We start from the raw sequence: 17,243 nt of genomic DNA, 5'->3' as shown, positions 1-17,243 counted from the left end.
CCATCCCACGCCGCAACCCCTGCCACCGCCCGACGCCAACGCCCAGCGTCAGGCGCACCGGCTCATCGGTGCGTCCCGGCCAACAGGCGACGCCGACACGCCGAGGAAAGGCGCGTGCTCGGCGCGTCGCGGCCAACAGGCGACGCCGACACGCCGAGGAAAGGCGCGTGCTCGGCGCGTCCCGGCCAACAGGCGACGCCGACACGCCGAGGAAAGGCGAGTGCTCGGCGCGTCGCGGCCAACAGGCGACGCCGACACGCCGAGGTGAGAGCCAGCCCTGACCGTCAGGCGCACCGGCCCACTCCACGCCGAACGCGACTGTGCCCTCCCCGGCAGACCGGGGAGGGCACAGTGGTTGCGACGAGACGACGTCAGCCGGTGACCGGCAGGGTCGTCGTGGTCGGGGTGCCGGTCGGTGGCTCCGTCGGGGTCGGCGTCGGCGACTCGGTCGGCGTGCCAGTGCCAGTCGGCGTCGGCGTGCCGGTCTCGGTCGGGGTAGAGGTGCCAGTCGGGGTCGGCGTGCCGGTCTCAGTCGGCGAGCCGGTGCCCGTCGGCGTCGACGTGCCCGTCGGGGTCGACGTGCCCGTCGGGGTCGACGTGCCGGTCGGGGTCGACGTGCCGGTCGGGGTGCCAGTGCCCGTCGGCGTCGAGGTGCCGGTCGGCGTGGAGGTGCCGGTCGGGGTCGACGTGCCGGTCGGCGTCGACGTGCCAGTGGCGGCGGTGCAGCCCGAGATGCCGGTGAGGGCGATGTAGTTGCCCAGGCCCGACTCGGTCAGGTCGAAGTAGGCACCGACGGTCGCGCCGCCGATGGTCTTCGAGCCGAAGTAGACGGTGCCGACCAGGTTGCTGTTGCCCGTGAACGCAGCCGCGCTCACCGAGGTGCCAGCGGCGTGCTGACCCGCGGCCCCGCCACCGGTGACGGTCGTGACGACCTTGCCGCTGGAGCAGGTGACGGCCACATTGATGCCTGAGACACCGGCGTCCGGCATGCTGAAGCCCGTCACAGCTCCGGGAGCGGCGGTCGCGCGGAACACGCCGTCGTTGGATGCGACGGCACCCGTCCGCCAGCTGCTGCTGTCGGTGGTGGTCGAGTAGGCGACGCCATACGTCGAGACGGCAGCGGAGCTGGACGTGCTGATCGCGACCATGCCGGCCGCGGCCGCCACGCCCGCCACCAGCGAGGCGCCGAAGAGCGCGGAGTTGCGCTTCATAGGTGTTTCCCCTTCCTGGGTTCTAGCGAGAGATATCAATCGGTGTGCCCGCAGGCAGCTTGCCGAAGGCGGTGAGCGCCTCCGCCGGGACCCGAACGCAGCCATGGCTGACTTCGCCGGTTCGACCGACCGCGGTGGGCCAGCCGTGCACGGCGACGGTCCCGGGGCCGCCACCGAAAGTGTCGAGGGTGTCCGAGTGGGCACCTGTTGCATAGATCACCGGGGAGAACTTCTGGGTCGGGTCGACGAATCCGGCGAGCAGGAAGGTTTGCCCGACGGGAGTCGGTGTGCCCTTCTTGCCCTTGCCGATCGGCCACTCGCCGGTCTGCTTCTGTCCCTGGTAAATAGTGAGCGTGTCCTTGCTGAGCGAGATCGACACCCGCCAGGCGGTGACCGCCACCGACCGGTCGGCTTCCGGAATCCAGGCCGTCGATCCGTTCGGCCGCGACGGGAGCCGCACCTGCGCCCAGCCCCGTTCGCTCGTGATGACCGGCAGCCACAACGCGCTGCCGAACTGACTCGCCGGGATGAAGGTGATCGGTGTGCTGCCCGGTCTGGCAAAGCCCACCTGATCGGTGCCGACCTTGATGACCTTGCCGCCGCTGCCGGTGGTGAGATCGATCGGCGCGGTGGGCACCTTCCCGGACGTTGTCGCCCGCGGCAGTTTGGCCTTGACCGCGTCCGACACCTTCGGCTCGGGGATCGGCGGCAGCGTGGACGTTGCCGTCGCCGAGGCCGTCCCCGGCGCGCTCGGTCCGGAGGCCGTATGCCGGGAGTTCGCCATACAGGCGGCGAGCAGCGCACCGACCAGCGCGAACCCAAGCAACACGCCGGCCAGCGTGATGCCCAGTCGTCGTGTCGTCGCGTTCATCGTCGCCCATCCTGCCCGTCCGTGAGGTGGCGCGCACAGCCGTCCACGCCACCTCACGGATCGAGATCATGGCTTCCTCAGCCGCCGAAACCGGTCAGGAACGCCTGGCCGAACGGCTCGCCGACGCCGGTCACGTTGTCCCATCCGGCCTTGGTGACCAGATAGTTCTCCGGGTTGGCGTCGAAGGCCGCCCACAGCAGGTTGCCGGAGTTGTCCTGGCCGAGCAGTTCCGCTGCCTTGCCGGCGTAGTTGGTGTCGAGCAGCGCACTCGAGCCGCGCAGCTTGTACAGCGACAGCGCGGCGTTGCCGGTTTTGCGTCCGGTGATCGCCTTGGAGGCACCGACCATCGCCGCGACGAGCGGAGAGGCCAGGCTGGTGCCACCGGTCACGCCGGGCGCGCCGTTCGCGTACATCGTCATGCCGGTGTAGGGGTCAGCCAGCGCCGCCACATCGGGCAGCGCACGGGTGGTGCCGGAGACGACGCCCTTCTGCCAATTCGGCTGGGCAAAGTAGCGGCTGTTGCCGCCACCCGCACCCTGGAAGTCGGTGCCGGAGCGAGCGATGCCCGCGGTGCTGTCCGGGTTGGGCTGGGTCCAGAAGTCGGTCTCCCAGCCGGCAGTCATCGCGCGGCCACCGGTGGAGTTGAGGCCGACCGAGGTGCCACCCACGGCGGTGAGCTGGGGGAAGCTCGCCGGGATGCTGACGGTCTTGGTCGTGTAGCCGCCGTTGTCACCCGAGGACGCGAAGACCGAGATGCCGGTCAGCGCGGCCTGGTTGAGCGCACGGTTCCACAGCGACTGGACCGCCTGGATGACCGAGCCGTTCTCCTGCTGACCGAAGGACATCGAGATGGTCGAGACCTTGTGCTCGGTCACGGCCTTCTGCAGCATCGCACCGGTGTCGTCCATGTAGCAGGACGCGGCGCCGAAGTAACGGATGTTGGCGCTCGGGGCGATCGCGTGCGAGGCCTGCACGTCGAGGTTCTGCTCGGGATACACCTTCGAGCCGGATTCGCAGTCGGCCATCTTGACGTTCTTCGGGTCGACCAGCGTCGAATACTGCGTGGTGGCGAGCTGCTTGTAACCGAACTTGGTGGCGATCTGGTTGGCGTTCGGCACGGCGTTGGGGTCGTTGTCCCACAACAGGATGCCGAGGGTCGGCTTGGCACTCGCGGCGCCGGCCATGCCGTACATCTTCACGATGCTTTGCGGACTGTAACCACCAGTGTTCAGGTCGCCGCACAGGACGTTGCTGCGGTTGGGCCACTTGCTGGTCGAGACGTAGTTGGTCTGGCCCCAGTACTGCGCGCAGGCAGTGGAACCGACCATCGGCGAAGCACCGGCGAGCACCCGCGGCAACGTGGTGGCTGGGCGGCTCGGCGGAGTGGTCTTGAAACGGGCCAGACTGGACAGGCCGGAGACGGCCTCAACCCCGAGCGAGGCGGGCACGGCCGGGGACTGGCTCGGGGCAAAGCCGCGGACGCCGTTCAGCGTCGCCCGCTTCATGGTGACCTTGAGCGTCTTGTTGACGGTGCCGGCGTCGGTCAGCACCGTGACGGTGCCCGAGCCCGCGTCCGCGGCGGTGACCCGGTAACCCTGCTTCTTGGCCCAATTCTTCACCTTGTTGACCGCCGCCGGCGAGGCACCGAAGAGCGCGTTGTACTGCTCCGGCGTGACAACCTGCCCACGCGCGAGCATCGCCTGCGCCTGGGCCTGGTTGCGCAGCGGGAGCTGGAAGACCAGCTGCATGGCGGCCGAGTCGGCGAGCGCGCCGCCCTGCCGCATCCCGGTCGCCTGGACCGCCGAGTTGTTCAGCCGGACGTCGTTGCCCGACCCTGCCGCTGACGCGGAGCTGGTGCCCACGAGCCCTACGGCCGTGGTCACAGCGGCCACGCCGGCCATGACGTGCGTGCGCTTCATCTGCCTGTTCCCCTTCATTGGTGTGGTGATTCGGCTGACGCCGGGCGTCAGCCAGTGGACCCCGGGAGTGGCCCGGTGGCCTGGACGGAGTGAACGGTGACCGACGAGGTCACCAGCACAGGAAGCCCGCAGGTGCTCAGCGCCTGGGGCTCCGGGTGGCCGACCACCGTCACGGTGGCGGTTTGTCGGTTCGCAAGGGTTCCGGTGGCGACGCCGTGACCGGCGAGGGCCCGCACCCGATCGCTCACCCCAGTTCCGGTGAGGGCGTATGCCGTGCCGTTCGCGGCCCGGAACGCCACGCAGGTCAGGCCGCTTTGGGTGATCGTGCCCTCGTAGACCGCGTCTGCGTCGGCTCCGTGAGACTCGCCCGACGCAGATCCGCCGGAGCTGACTGAGCCATGGTCGCCGTCGCCGAGTATCCCGGCACAGACCATCACAATCACCCCCGTAATCGTTTGGCGCACGTCCCACCACCCGTATGACGGGCCGTGGGCAGCGGATCCTGGTCCCAGGAACCTCCTGCGCCCCGCGTGACTCTAGCCACACATCGCGGCGACATGCCAGGGGTCCGACAGTAAATATTTGCCCAGCCCCATGCCAACAACAGATAGACGGTCGCGGGCTCGGTCGGGGCGCACTGCGTGGACGATGATCACGGGCGCAACGCGACGGCGCCGGTCACCCGCGAAGGGTGACCGGCGCCGGCATACCGAACGACGTCGGCTTATTTGAACGCGGTGACGAAGGCCCAGCCGTTCGGGGTGCCCACGCCGGTGGCGTTGTCCCAACCGGGCGCGGACTGCAAGCTGAGCGGCTTGTCATCGAACCCGATGGTGTAGATCGTGCCCGACTGACTGCGCAGGGTTGCACCGGCCACGCGAGGTGCGTTGACGTCCTTGATCGCCGAGGTGCCCATGAGCGAGTAGATCTTCTGAGCCGCCAGGCCGATGCTCGAGCCGTTGTACGCCTTGGCCAGAGCGACCTCGGCCGCCAGCACCGGCGAGGACAGGCTGGTGCCGCCGATGGCCTCGTCCGACGTGGTGAACGTGTTGGTCGCCGGGTCGTAGAACCGCGCCCGGATGGTGTAGGCCGTGTACGGGTTACCGACCGCCGAGACGTCCGGGACCATCCGCATGGTGGTCGAGCCGGTCACCTTGCCCTTCTGCCAGGTCGGCTGCGCGGACACGGCCGACGCGCCACCGCCTCCGCCGTCATACCCGACCGACGCCGTCACGTTGACGAAGGGCCCGCTCGTCGGCGAGGGCTGGGTGTAGTAGCTGTTCTCCCAGGCGGCGACCACCGGCTGCGCGCCGGTCGACGTCATGCCGACCGAGGTCGCACCGACAGCGGTGACGAACGAGCTGCTCGCCGGGTAGCCGACGTGCGGACGGCCGTCGCCACCCTGGATCCTGGAGTTGTCCTGGTCGTCACCGGAGGAGGCGAAGACCGAGATGCCGGTGAGGGCGGCCTGCCGCATCGGGCGGTCCCAGAGGTCCTTGTCGGCGGCGGTCATGCCCACGTCGGAGGAGGTGCCGAAGGACATCGAGATGGTGGTGACCTGGTGGGCGCTCACCATCTTCTGCAGGCTCGCGGTCAACGCGTCGTCATAGCAGCTCGCCGCGCCGTAGTACTGGATCTTGGCGTTCGGTGCCATCGCGTGCGAGGACTGCACGTCGAGGGCCTGCTCCACGATGACGTCGTTCGGGCCGCAGTCCTGCATCTGTGCGTTGGGCGCCGCGACAACGGTCGAGTAGTTCGAGGCCGGCAGGATCGGGAAGCCCTTGGACTGCATGTAGCTGTTGGTCAGCGACAGCATGTTCGGGTCGTTGCCCCACAGCAGGATGCCGATCGTCGGCGACTTGCTCTGGGCGGACGTCACGCCATACATCCGGCCGAGGTCCTTGGGCTGGTAGCCGCACAGGAAGTTGGACTGCTGCGCGTACTTCTTGCCCGCACCGCCGACCAGCAAGTGGTCACCCCAGTAGGGCGCACACGCGGCGCTGCCGTCGGTCGCCCCATTGGCGTTCGGCGTGTTGATGCCGCGGGCGCCTGACTTCATGCCGCCGGACGCCGTCTTGGACAGCCCCTTGGCGAGCTTCGGCGTCGCATTCTTGGTGGTCATCCGGTGCAGCGTGTTCAGGCCGGCGACACCGCTCAGGCCGAGCGACGAGGGCACCGAGGGGCTGCGGTCGACGGCGAGGCCGCGCACGCCATTCAGCGTGGCGCGCTTCATCGAGACCTTGAACGCCTTGTTGACGGTGGCGACCGAACCGGCGACCGAGACCTGGCCGGAGTCGGCGCTAACGCTCGTCACGCGCAGGCCCTGCTTGGCGGCCCACTGACTCACCTTGCGCAGCTGGGCCTCGGATGCGCCGAACTGCGCGCGGTACTGGGCCGGCGTGAGCACCGTGCCCTTGGCGACCAGCTGGTTGGCACGCGCGACATTGCGCATCGGCAACTGCAGCGTGACGGACATCGCGTCGGTGGCTGGGGCGGCGCCCAGCACGCGGGCTCCCGGAGTGTTCGTGACGACCCCCGAGTTGGACAACACCGTGCTGCCGTCCCCAGCGGCCATCGCGGCCGCGCCTGGGATCACGGACAGCGCCGTGGTCGCAGCGGCCAGCACCGCTACCTTGCGTCGTTTCATTGTTCCTCCGATGAGATTCGATGACTCGAGGAGCGCTCCCGCCTGCCCCGGGGTGCGACGCTACCGGTCGGTGAGAGCCACGTCACCCAGGCCCAGGTAAAGAATCGGTGCTCGTCGTGGATCGATGCGTGTGACACGATCGCGACATGGCCGAGGACTTGGCCCATGTCCGGCGGATGTGGGAATCGGATGCCGCCTCCCGCGCGCTGGGCATCGAGTTGCTCGACGTCGGCGTCACGGACGGGCTCGGCCACGCCCGCACCCGGATGACGGTCACTGACACCCAGGTCAACGGGCACGACATCCAGCACGGCGGTTATCTGTTCACCTTCGCCGACTCGACCTTCGCGCTGGCCTGCAATGCGGGCGGATCGCTCACCGTCGCCTCCGGCGCGGAGATCAACTTCGTGGCCGCCGGCCGGTTGGGTGACGTGCTGGTCGCCGAGGCGACCGAACGAACTCGCTACGGCCGCAACGGAATCACCGACGTGACCGTATGCCGGGAGGCGGACGGGGCCGTGCTCGCGGAGTTCCGTGGTCGGTCGCGTGCCATTGGTGCCCGGTCATGAGCATCGACCTGCCGTCGATCTCGGACGACACTGCCCTGCTCGATCCAGCAGAGCGCTGGTCGGTCGACGAACTGCGGGCGCATCAGCTGGCGCGACTGCAGGAGACGGTGGCACGGGCGTATGAGCATGTGCCGCACTATCGAAAAGCGTTGGCCGACAAGGGCGTTCACCCCTCCGAGATCCGGTCGCTGGACGATCTGCAGTTGCTGCCGTTCACCACCAAGGCGGACCTGCGCGACAACTACCCCTTCGGGATGTTCGCCGTCCCTCGCGAAGGGGTGGTGCGGGTGCATGCCTCCAGCGGGACAACCGGCAAGGCCACCGTCGTCGGGTACACCCGAGCCGACATCGACACCTGGGCGAGTCTGGTCGCACGGTCACTGGTGGCGGCCGGCATACGTCCTGGGGACCTGGTGCAGGTGTCCTATGGCTACGGGCTGTTCACCGGCGGGCTCGGGGCACACTATGGCGCAGAACGCTTGGGCTGCACCGTGATTCCGATGTCGGGAGGGCAGACCGACAAGCAGATCGAGCTGCTGCGGGACTTCGGCGCACGCGGGATCATGGTGACCCCGTCATACTTCTTGGCCGTCCTGGACGAGATGACCGCGCGCGGCATCGACCCGCGGGAGTTGCCGCTGGCGGTGGGGGTTTTCGGCGCGGAGCCGTGGACCGACGCCATGCGCGCCGAGATCGAGCAGCGAGCCGGGATGCACGCGGTCGACATCTACGGACTGTCGGAGGTGATGGGCCCGGGTGTCGCGCAGGAATGCGTGGCGACCAAGGACGGCCTGCACATCTGGGAGGACCACTTCTATCCGGAGGTGATCGACCCGATCACCGAGCAGCCGGTGGCCGACGGTGAGGTCGGTGAGCTGGTGTTCACCTCGCTCACCAAGCAGGCGCTGCCGATCCTGCGCTATCGCACCCGCGACCTGACCCGGTTGCTGCCCGGAACAGCCCGGCCGGGGATGCGGCGGATGGAGAAGGTCACCGGCCGCACGGACGACCTGATGATCGTGCGTGGCGTCAACGTGTTCCCCACCCAGATCGAGGAGATCGTGCTCGGTATGCCGGGGCTGACCCCGCACTTCCAGTGCGTGCTGACCCGCCCCGACCGGCTGGATGAGTTGACCGTGCGGGTCGAGGGCGCGCCTGGATTGTCAGAAGCGCGGCGTGCGGACCTGGGCGCGGAGTTGGCGCGAACCATCAAGGCCCGGATCGGCAGCTCGGCGCGGGTGGAGGTGCTGCCCGAAGGCGGCATCGAGCGCTCCGTTGGCAAGGCCCGCCGCATCCTCGACCAGCGGTGACGCTTTCACCCCTTCGAAGGTCGCTCAATGACACCAGATCCCGACCGACAAAAGTCGCCATTATGTCGAGACTCCCGGCTGAAATCGCCCCCACCAACCATCCCGGCTGACAAAAGTCGCCACTATGTCGAGACTCCCGGCTGAAATCGCCCCCACCGACTATCCCGGCTGACAAAAGTCGCCATTATGTCGAGACCTTCCAACTGAATAATCATCTGTGCTGGACTGCCGATAGCCCTGGCGCGGGCAGCGCTAGCCGTGCGAGACCTCGTGGCCAGTCTCAGTGAGCCCTTACGCCGCCGACATCCAGTGCGCTACTGGGCGGGGCGGAGGCGTTTGAGGTCGTCGAGGAAGGTGTCGACGTCGTGGGCGTCATACCCGCGAGCGCCACGGCGAGCGAGGAAGAACCGGACCGCGTCGATCGACGGGAGCGGTTCGCCCTTGGTCATCGCGACCAGCACGTCGTCGAGGAAGGTGTCGACCTCGGCTTCGACATACGCCCGACCTCCGCGACGCACGCCGAAGGTCGACTCGCGCACCCAGTCGATCTGCTGCGGGGTCCAGCGCAACCGGCGGGCGGGCTCCTCGGCAGCGACGGGGGCTGCCGGCGTCGCGCTCGCAAGCTGCAGATTGCGCTGCCACTCGGCGATATGCGCGGCGAGCGCCTCGACCGCCTCCGGCTGGTAGCCCTCGCGCATCTTGGTGCGGCGCAACGCACCGGTCGACAACGGCGGCACCACCCGGCCGGCGGCCATCAGCGCCTGCGCGTGTTCGATCCAGCGGTCGACGTCCTCGAACACATAACCGCCCCGCCCGGTCGGCAGGTCGGATCGCTGCAGCAGGGCCACGTGCGTCGGCGTCCACGGAACGGCAGTCACCCCCCGATTGTTGCACCGTACAGTTGCGCTCATGCGTGTCCTCGTCTCCGGTGGCGCCGGCTATATCGGCTCCCACACCGTCATCCAGCTGACCGCCGCCGGCCACGACGTCGTCGTCGTCGACGACTTCGCCAATTCCAAGCCGAGCGTCGTCGGCCGGATCGAGGCGCTGACGGGAAAACCGTTGGAGCTGCACGCCTTTGACCTCACCGACCAGGACAAGACCGAGCACCTCTTCGCCGATCAGGACATCGACGCGGTGATCCACTTCGCCGGGTTCAAGGCCGTCGGCGAGAGCGTCGAGAAGCCGCTGGAGTATTACGAGAACAACCTCGGCTCGACCTTCTCCCTCGTGCGCGCGATGCGCCGGCACGGTGTGCGCAAGCTGGTGTTCTCCTCCTCCGCCACGGTCTACGGCACCGACCAGGACGGTGCGACCGAGGACCGGCCCACCTCGGCCACCAATCCCTACGGCTGGACCAAGGTGATGCAGGAGCAGATCCTGCGCGATGTCGCCGTCGCCGATCCGGAGATGCGGATCGGGCTGTTGCGCTATTTCAACCCGGTCGGCGCGCACGCCTCCGGCACGATCGGCGAGGACCCGCAGGGCATCCCCAACAACCTGATGCCGTTCATCGCCCAGGTGGCGGTCGGCCGCCGCGACAAGCTCAGTGTGTTCGGCGACGACTACCCCACCGCCGACGGCACCGGCGAGCGGGACTACATCCACGTCGAAGACCTCGCCGCCGGCCACATCGCCGCGCTGAACCGGCTCGGCACGATGGACGAACCGGTCGGCACCTGGAACCTCGGCACCGGCCGTCCCACCTCGGTGCTGCAACTGCTCGCCGCGTTCTCCCGCGCCGTCGGGCGCGAGTTGCCCTATGAAATCGCCCCGCGTCGCGCCGGTGACGTCGCCGTGTCGTATGCCGACCCCTCCCGCGCTCACGCCGAACTCGGCTGGCAGGCGACCCGCACCATCGACGACATGTGCGCCGACACCTGGCGGTGGCAGTCGCAAAATCCGGAGGGCTACCCGGGCTGAGTCTGCGCTGGGGCTCGGGGCGGGACGGCATACCGCCGCGTCCGCAGATCCGCACCACCATTGCTTCGCACACGCGGACACGCGCGCCCCGGCATACGAACGCGTCCGCAGCAACGCACCACCGCTCGTGCGCACACGCGGACACACCCGCCCCGGCATACGAACGCGTCCGCAGATCCGCACCACCATTGCTCCGCACACGCGGACACACGCGCCCCGGCATACGAACGCGTCCGCAGATCCGCACCACCATTGCTCCGCACACGCGGACACACGCGCCCCGGCATACGAACGCGTTCGCAGCAACGCACCACCGCTCGTCCGCACACGCGGACACACGCGCGCCAGCCCCACGGCCCCGACCCGGTGGCGGAACCCGTGCGCCGACCAGGCCGTCTGCTGCATAGTGACCTGGTCCGCAATCCGAGGAGAGCCCCGATGACCCGCCGCGCCACCAAGGCCCTGACCGCCACTACGGCGCTCGCCCTCGTCACCACGATGGCCGCGTGCACGCCCGGCGCCAGTGTGAAGCCGCCCGCAGGGTCCGGGTCCGGCCCCTCGAAGACCGCCAGCCCGAAGTCGGGCATCCAGGCCAGCAGTTTCACGCCCGGTGAGTTATCCACGAACGGCGCGGACCTGTCGGCATACACCTCCCAGACGCTCAACTGGAGCAAGGCCAACTGCACGCCGGATGTGCAGGGGCTCAACTCGTTCAGCCTGCGCGATTTCGCCGCGATCAACGCGCGCACGACCTGCGCCAAGGTCACCGTGCCCAAGGACTACGACAACCCGAGCAAGGGCAATATCACCGTGCTGGTCACCCGCACCAAGGCGGCGAAACCGTCGGGGACGCCGCGCGTGCTGATGACCAACCCCGGCGGACCGGGTGGGCCAGCCGGTGCGTTCTCGGTGGTCACCGCGGCGCTGTCGCCGCTCGGTGAACAGGACGACGTGATCGGCGTCGACCCGCGCGGGGTCGGTGGCAGCACCCAGGTGCCGTGCGCTTATTACGCAGCCGACGTGAAGGACTCGCGCAACCCGTCGGACGCGGACCTCAAGCAAATGCAGCAGGCGACCAAGAAGACGGTCGACCGGTGCGTCGCGAAATACGGCGACTACCTGCCCTACATCACCACCGACAATGTCGCTCGCGACCACGACCTGGTCCGCCGGCTGCTCAAGGTCGACACCGTCGACTACTACGGCGTGAGCGCCGGCACGTGGCTGGGTGCGCGTTACGCGACGCTCTTCCCCAAGCAGGTCGGGCGGTTCGTGCTCGACAGCAACACCGCCTTCACCTCAAGCTTCCAGACCAGCTTCGGGATGCAGCCGATGGCCTTCCAGCGTCGGTTCGAAGACCAGTTGCTGCCGTGGCTGGCCCGGCGTGATTCGACCTACGGGCTCGGCTCGTCCAAGGAGGACGTCGGCAAGACCTACGAAGCGGTGCGCACCGCCGCCGGCGACGGCAAACTCGGCCGGTTCTATCCCGACCTGATCGACAACGTCGTGGCGCAATCGCTCTACACCGACCGCGGGTTCAAGACTGCGGGTGCGCTCATCGCGCTGCTCAACGACGCCCGAAACGGCGACCAGCGGGCGCTGCGCACCGCCGAGAGCGCGCTCGCCTCACAGGGCCGCGTCACCGACGACGAGCGCTCGCAGAACACCGTCTTCATGGCGGTGACCTGCAATGACACCCCGTGGAGCTCGGATGAGTCGTCCTATGCCACGCAGGGCAAGAAGGACGGTGAGAAGTACCCGCTCGTCGGCTGGGGTGGTCTCACCTCGCCGTGCGCCTACTGGCCATACAAGACGCCGCAGATCAAGGTCGACACCACCAAGGCCGCACCGATCCTGATGGTGCAGACCGAAGCCGACCCGGCCACGGCATACGAGGGGGCAGTGCAGGCGCACAAGGCTTCGGGCAATACGCGGCTGCTGTCGGTCGACGACCAGGGCAACCACGGTGCGGTGCTCGGCGCCGGCAACCTGTGCGTCGAGCAGCAGGCGTACGGCTTCTTGTCGAAGGGCACGCTGCCCGGTGGCGACACCGTCTGCCCGGCCATCCCGCTGCCGGCCGACCAGCAGGTCTACCCGATCGGGACGGTGCCGGAGGGGCAGAAGCTGCCGATGCCGCAGGACACGACGCCGGGCTGGAAGAAGGCGCTGCTCGCTGCCCTGCAGGCGATCCTGGAGAAGCTGCTCACCCCGCCGAGCACCCCCAAGCAATAAGACGAGGTATGCCGCCGGCGCCCGGTCACCTTGCGTGGTCGGGCGCTGTTCGCGTTGGGCCGGCTCCGCCCGCGAAGGTCGACATTATGGAGACTTTTGGCGGGCCGGACGCGGTCTGCGCCACCAAAAGTCTCCACAATGTCGGAAGGCGCGCGCGCGATCTGCCGACACCGCCGCCGGTGCCTACGGATGCGGTATGGCGAGTGGCTCAGTGCCGCCTTCTTAGGCCGCCCGAGTGCGCTCGCGAATGGCGCGGCGGATGCGCTCGAGGAGCGCCTCGGGGTCACGCAGATCTTCGTTCGTCACGACGATGAACTTCCACCCCTCGGCCTCAAGTTCCTCGCGCCGCAGTATGTCGGCCTGCCATTGCGCCTGCCGGTCGATGTGGTGTCGACCGTCATACTCGATGGCGATTTTGAGGTCGGCGTAAACCAGTTCAATTCGCCGGCGAACGCTGCCATCCTCACGCACAATCCGGTGGTTCACTTCCGGTTCGGGCAGGCCGCCACCAATGATGACCATCCGCAGCTTGCTCTCCATCATCGAATCAACCCCCTCCCGGGCGAGCGCGGCAGCCTCGCGGATCGCCGCGGAGTGCTGACCGCGAGCGGACCCTGCGGCTTGTCGGAGTTCGGCCAAGGTGACCAGACGCAGGCGAAGCAACCGATCGGCGATAGCGACGAGTTCGGCTCCGTCCACGTATCCGCCCAGGTCAACAAAGGTCTGGATCGGGGTGGTGATGCGCAGCCCGTGCCGAGTCGTGTAGCGCGGTCGGGCCTTGAGGCGGTGGAGCCTAACCTCGGGCAAGGTTGTGCGTCGTCGCGGCGGGACGGTCAGGTGAATTCGCTGGGCGGGCACTGTCACTCCCCAGATGGTCATCGCGGTGTGGTGGCTCACCACCGCCCCTGGCACCATCAGCACTGCTGCCTGGGCGCGGGTCACGACGTCGATGCAGGTGCCGGACTCGATATAGCAGCCACGGATGAGCTGCTTAAAATCTGCCGAACGTAGGCGCGCCCTGCTAATGCCGTGCTTCACCGCGGTCTGAGCACGGAATGGTCGTCGCGGATCGAAATCACCCATGCCACGACGGTGCCCCAAAGCGTCATGCCCGTGCAGAAGTTATCCACAGCCCTGGGGATAGGCAGGCGCCCGAACCGGCCACCCGCCATACCCGACGGATTGAGCGACATGTCACCCGTCGCAGTGCTCACCGACGCCCGACCGGCCCACCAAAAGTCTCCAGAATGTCGCGTTTTGGGGGCCCGGCTGCGCTTCGGCCCACCAAAAGTCTCCAGAATGTCACGTTTCGGGGGTTCGGCTGCACTCCGGCCCGCCAAAAGTCTCCAGAATGTCGGGTTTCGGGGGCACGGCTGCGCTTCGGCCCGCCAAAAGTCTCCACAATGGCGACATCCTCGGGCCGGTGACCGCAGGACCCGTAACGCTGGCAGAAACTACATCTGGTCGGGAGCCTGGATGCCGAGCAGCGACAGACCGCGCACCAGCACCTTTTCGGTCAGCGCGCATAGCGCCAGACGCGACGAGCGCACCACGGCATCCTCGGCCTTGAGCACTGGGCACTGCTCGTAGAACGCGGTGAAATGCTGCGCCAGATCGAACAGGTATGCCGCCAGCCGGTGCGGTTGCAGCGTCTCGCCGACCTGATGCACGACCGCGCCAAAGTCCAACAGCCGCAACGCCAAGGCCCGCTCGGCCGGCTCGGTCAGCACGATCGGGCCGGAGGGGTCCACCGCGTCCGCGCGGCCGAGGATCGAGCGGATCCGCGCGGTCGCGTATTGCAGGTAGGGACCGGTGTTGCCCGTCAGCGCCAGCATCCGGTCGAGGTCGAAGATGTATTCGCTGTCGTGCGCGACCGACAGGTCGGCATACTTCAGCGCCCCGATGCCGACCTGCTGGGCGATGGTCGCGCGCACGTCCTCGGGCAGGTCCGGGCGCGATTCGGCGACCACCGTGGCCGCCCGCTCGAGCGCCTGGTCGACGAAATACTGCAGCTTCATCGAGTCGCCGGAGCGGGTGCGCAGCAGCTTGCTGTCCTTGCCGAGCACGTTGCCGATCTGCACGTGGATCGGGGTGGTCTCCGGGCGGATGTAACCGGCCTTGTCGGCCGCTGCCCAGGCCATCCGGAAGTGCAGGTTCTGGGTCGCGCCGACGACATACACCGCCCGATCGGCGAGCAGGTCACGCGAGTAATGCCGCACGGTCGCGATATCGGTGGTGGCGTAGCCATAGCCGCCGTCGGACTTGCGGATGATCAGCGGCAGCGGCTGGTCGTCGCGCCCCACGAAGCCGTCGAGGAAGACGCACAGCGCACCGTTGTCGATCCGGGCGATGCCGCGTGCCTCGAGGTCGTCGCAAATCTCGGCAAGCTCGTCGTTGTACTGCGATTCGCCGGACAGGTCGTCGTCGGTCAGGGTGACATCGAGCTCGGCATACACCTTGTTGAAATACGCCTTGGAGCGCTCCATCAGCGCGTCCCAATGGCGCATCGTGTCCGCATCGCCGCCTTGCAACAGCGTCACCCGCCGGCGAGCCCGGTCGTCGAAGTCGTTGGCCGAATCGCCTTCTGCCGCTTTGAATTTCGCGTTGGCGTGTTGGTAGAACTCGTTGGGATCGTCCTCGAGCAGCCGCGCCTCGTCGCTGTCCTCGCCGGCCTCGAGCAGGTGCTCGATCAGCATGCCGAAGGGTGTGCCCCAGTCGCCGACGTGGTTCTGCCGGAAGACCTCGTGCCCGAGGAACTCCAGCGTGCGCACGAGCGAGTCGCCGACGACCGTCGTGCGCAGGTGGCCGACGTGCATCTCCTTGGCGACATTGGGCGAGGAATAGTCGACTGGGATCCGCTCGGGGTGCTCGACGGCTTCGACGCCGAGCCGGTCGCTGGCCAACATGTCGGAGGTATGCCGGGCGATCCAGTCGGTCGACAACGTCACGTTGATGAACCCCGGGCCGGCGATCTCGGCGGCCGCGATCAGGCCATCGTCATCGAGGTGATCCAGGATCGCCTGGGCCACCTCCCGCGGCGGCCGCCCGACCTGCTTGGCGAGCGCCATCGCCGCGTTGACCTGCAGGTCAGCGGTGGTCTGCTTCTTGTTCGCCGGCCGGACCACGGGGTCAGCCCCGGCATACTCCCGCCCGAATGCCGCACCCATCGCCTGCTGGACGGACACGGTGAGAGCGAGCGCGGGATCGACCATGCGCCAAGCCTAGAGGCGCCCGGGCACCCGGCCTCGCGGCACCCGACCGGGTGCACCACAATCGTGCGGCATGAGCGAGACCACCGCGCCCGCGTCCGTGCTCGATCCGGCTCGTGAGGTGCTTGACCGCGCCCGCGAGACCGTCCTGGTCCGCGGTGAACCCCTCGGGTATGCCGACCTCGTCGAGATCCTGCGTACGCCGGACGAACTGCTCCCCGATCTGTTGGCGCTCGCGCACGAGGTGCGCCGCAAGTTCAACGGTGACGAGGTCGAGGTCGAGGGCATCGTGTCGCTGAAGACCGGCGGCTGCCCGGAGGACTGCCACTTCTGCAGCCAGTCGGGGCAGTTCACCTCCCCGGTGCGCTCGGTGTGGCTCAACATCCCCGAGCTGGTGAAGGCGGCGGAGCAGACCGCAGCCACCGGGGCCACGGAGTTCTGCATCGTGGCGGCCGTGCGTGGGCCGGACGAGCGGTTGATGTCGCAGATGCGCGACGGGGTCGCCGCGATCAAGGCGGCCGTCGACATCGAGGTGGCCGCCTCGCTCGGCATGCTCACCCAGGACCAGGTGGATGCGCTGGTCGAGATGGGCGTGCACCGTTACAACCACAACCTGGAAGCCGCGCGCTCCTACTTCCCGCAGGTCGTCACCACGCACAGCTACGACGAGCGGGTCGAAACCTGCCGCATGGTCAAGGCCTCCGGCATGCAGTTGTGCTGCGGTGGGCTGGTCGGCATGGGCGAGACGCTCGAGCAGCGCGCTGAACTCGCCGCCGAGCTCGGCGCCCTCGAACCGCACGAGGTGCCGTTGAACTTCCTCAACCCGCGCCCGGGCACGCCGTTCGGCGACCTGGAGCCGATGGACTCGCGCGACGCCTTGCGCACGATCGCGGCCTTCCGCCTCGCGCTGCCGCGCACGATCCTGCGGTATGCCGGCGGCCGCGAGCTCACGCTCGGCGACCTCGGCACCCGCGAGGGCCTGCTGGGCGGCATCAACGCGGTGATCGTCGGCAACTACCTGACCACGCTCGGCCGCGACCCGCGCGAGGACCTGGAGTTGCTGGACGAACTGCAGATGCCGATCAAGGCGCTGAACGCGACCTTGTGAACACGATCTACTGCGGGCGGTGCGGTGAGGCGCTCGACGCCGGTGCCCACGAGCGATGCGCGGCGGCGCTGCGACTCGAACCGCCACGCTTCTGCTCCGCCTGCCGACGCCGGATGAAGGTGCAGGTCACCCCGATGGGCTGGACCGCGACCTGTGTCGCGCACGGAGACCTGCGCTCACGGCTCGAGGCTCCCGGCCCGCCCGCGGGTTAGTCTCGGGGCAGTGCGTTGCGGCCGATGGGTCG

13 protein-coding genes are annotated in these 17,243 nt (G+C 68.3%); 6 read left to right on the top strand and 7 right to left on the bottom strand.

Features of this window, described 5'->3' with window-relative positions; all coding sequences use genetic code 11:
• Positions 1–371 precede the first annotated feature (371 nt).
• From G9U51_RS17130 to G9U51_RS15945, 4 genes are all read right to left on the bottom strand, one after another.
• Positions 372–1,211, bottom strand: a complete 840-nt coding sequence (locus tag G9U51_RS17130) for a hypothetical protein (RefSeq protein ID WP_207948393.1) — start codon at positions 1,209–1,211, stop codon at positions 372–374.
• 22 nt (positions 1,212–1,233) lie between these two features.
• Positions 1,234–2,082, bottom strand: coding sequence for a L,D-transpeptidase (locus tag G9U51_RS15955; protein ID WP_166198368.1), 849 nt, complete (start codon positions 2,080–2,082; stop codon positions 1,234–1,236).
• A gap of 77 nt (positions 2,083–2,159) precedes the next feature.
• On the bottom strand, positions 2,160–4,001 hold the full coding sequence (locus tag G9U51_RS15950; RefSeq protein WP_166198366.1) for a S53 family peptidase: 1,842 nt from the start codon (positions 3,999–4,001) through the stop codon (positions 2,160–2,162).
• 724 nt (positions 4,002–4,725) lie between these two features.
• Positions 4,726–6,648, bottom strand: coding sequence for a S53 family peptidase (locus tag G9U51_RS15945; protein ID WP_166198363.1), 1,923 nt, complete (start codon positions 6,646–6,648; stop codon positions 4,726–4,728).
• A 146-nt stretch (positions 6,649–6,794) separates the two neighbouring features.
• Between G9U51_RS15945 and paaI the strand changes: the two genes are divergently transcribed.
• Positions 6,795–7,217 (top strand): hydroxyphenylacetyl-CoA thioesterase PaaI, encoded by a 423-nt coding sequence (paaI, locus tag G9U51_RS15940; RefSeq protein ID WP_207948392.1) that lies wholly within the window; start codon positions 6,795–6,797, stop codon positions 7,215–7,217.
• A complete protein-coding gene (locus G9U51_RS15935) occupies positions 7,214–8,527 on the top strand; it encodes a phenylacetate--CoA ligase family protein (RefSeq protein WP_166198361.1) in 1,314 nt (437 codons plus the stop codon). Before paaI ends, G9U51_RS15935 begins: the two co-directional genes overlap by 4 nt.
• Before the next feature lie 314 nt (positions 8,528–8,841).
• Here the strand turns inward: G9U51_RS15935 and G9U51_RS17940 are convergent, their stop codons facing one another.
• Positions 8,842–9,405: a DivIVA domain-containing protein gene (locus G9U51_RS17940; protein ID WP_166198359.1), complete on the bottom strand. Its 564-nt coding sequence runs from the start codon at positions 9,403–9,405 to the stop codon at positions 8,842–8,844.
• Between the two features lie 31 nt (positions 9,406–9,436).
• On the opposite strand from G9U51_RS17940, the gene galE reads away from it, so the two are divergent.
• Both galE and G9U51_RS15920 read left to right on the top strand, forming a co-directional pair.
• Positions 9,437–10,450: a UDP-glucose 4-epimerase GalE gene (galE, locus tag G9U51_RS15925; RefSeq protein WP_166198357.1), complete on the top strand. Its 1,014-nt coding sequence runs from the start codon at positions 9,437–9,439 to the stop codon at positions 10,448–10,450.
• Between the two features lie 438 nt (positions 10,451–10,888).
• The gene (locus G9U51_RS15920) at positions 10,889–12,682 is read left to right on the top strand and encodes an alpha/beta hydrolase (protein ID WP_166198355.1); all 1,794 of its coding nucleotides are present in this window, start codon (positions 10,889–10,891) and stop codon (positions 12,680–12,682) included.
• 222 nt (positions 12,683–12,904) lie between these two features.
• On the opposite strand, the gene G9U51_RS15915 is transcribed toward G9U51_RS15920, so the two are convergent.
• A complete protein-coding gene (locus G9U51_RS15915) occupies positions 12,905–13,765 on the bottom strand; it encodes a DUF559 domain-containing protein (protein ID WP_166198353.1) in 861 nt (286 codons plus the stop codon).
• 371 nt (positions 13,766–14,136) lie between these two features.
• Positions 14,137–15,894: an arginine--tRNA ligase gene (argS, locus tag G9U51_RS15910; RefSeq protein ID WP_166198351.1), complete on the bottom strand. Its 1,758-nt coding sequence runs from the start codon at positions 15,892–15,894 to the stop codon at positions 14,137–14,139.
• A 70-nt stretch (positions 15,895–15,964) separates the two neighbouring features.
• Here argS and bioB point away from each other — a divergent pair, with 70 nt between their 5' ends.
• Positions 15,965–16,999 carry a biotin synthase BioB gene (gene bioB, locus G9U51_RS15905; protein WP_166198348.1) on the top strand — a complete coding sequence of 345 codons (1,035 nt, stop codon included), beginning with the start codon at positions 15,965–15,967 and terminating at the stop codon, positions 16,997–16,999.
• Complete coding sequence (gene bsaP / locus G9U51_RS15900; RefSeq protein WP_207948391.1) at positions 16,996–17,211, top strand: biotin synthase auxiliary protein BsaP; 216 nt, start codon at positions 16,996–16,998, stop codon at positions 17,209–17,211. The genes bioB and bsaP overlap by 4 nt, the downstream gene beginning before the upstream one ends.
• The last annotated feature ends 32 nt before the right edge of the window (positions 17,212–17,243 follow it).

Origin of the sequence: Metallococcus carri, from assembly GCF_011440275.1 — a bacterium.
GTDB classification, from domain to species: Bacteria; Actinomycetota; Actinomycetes; order Actinomycetales; family Dermatophilaceae; genus Metallococcus; species Metallococcus carri.
The sequence above is the reverse complement of the archived record's forward strand: the minus strand, read 5'-3'. Positions and strand labels throughout refer to the sequence as shown.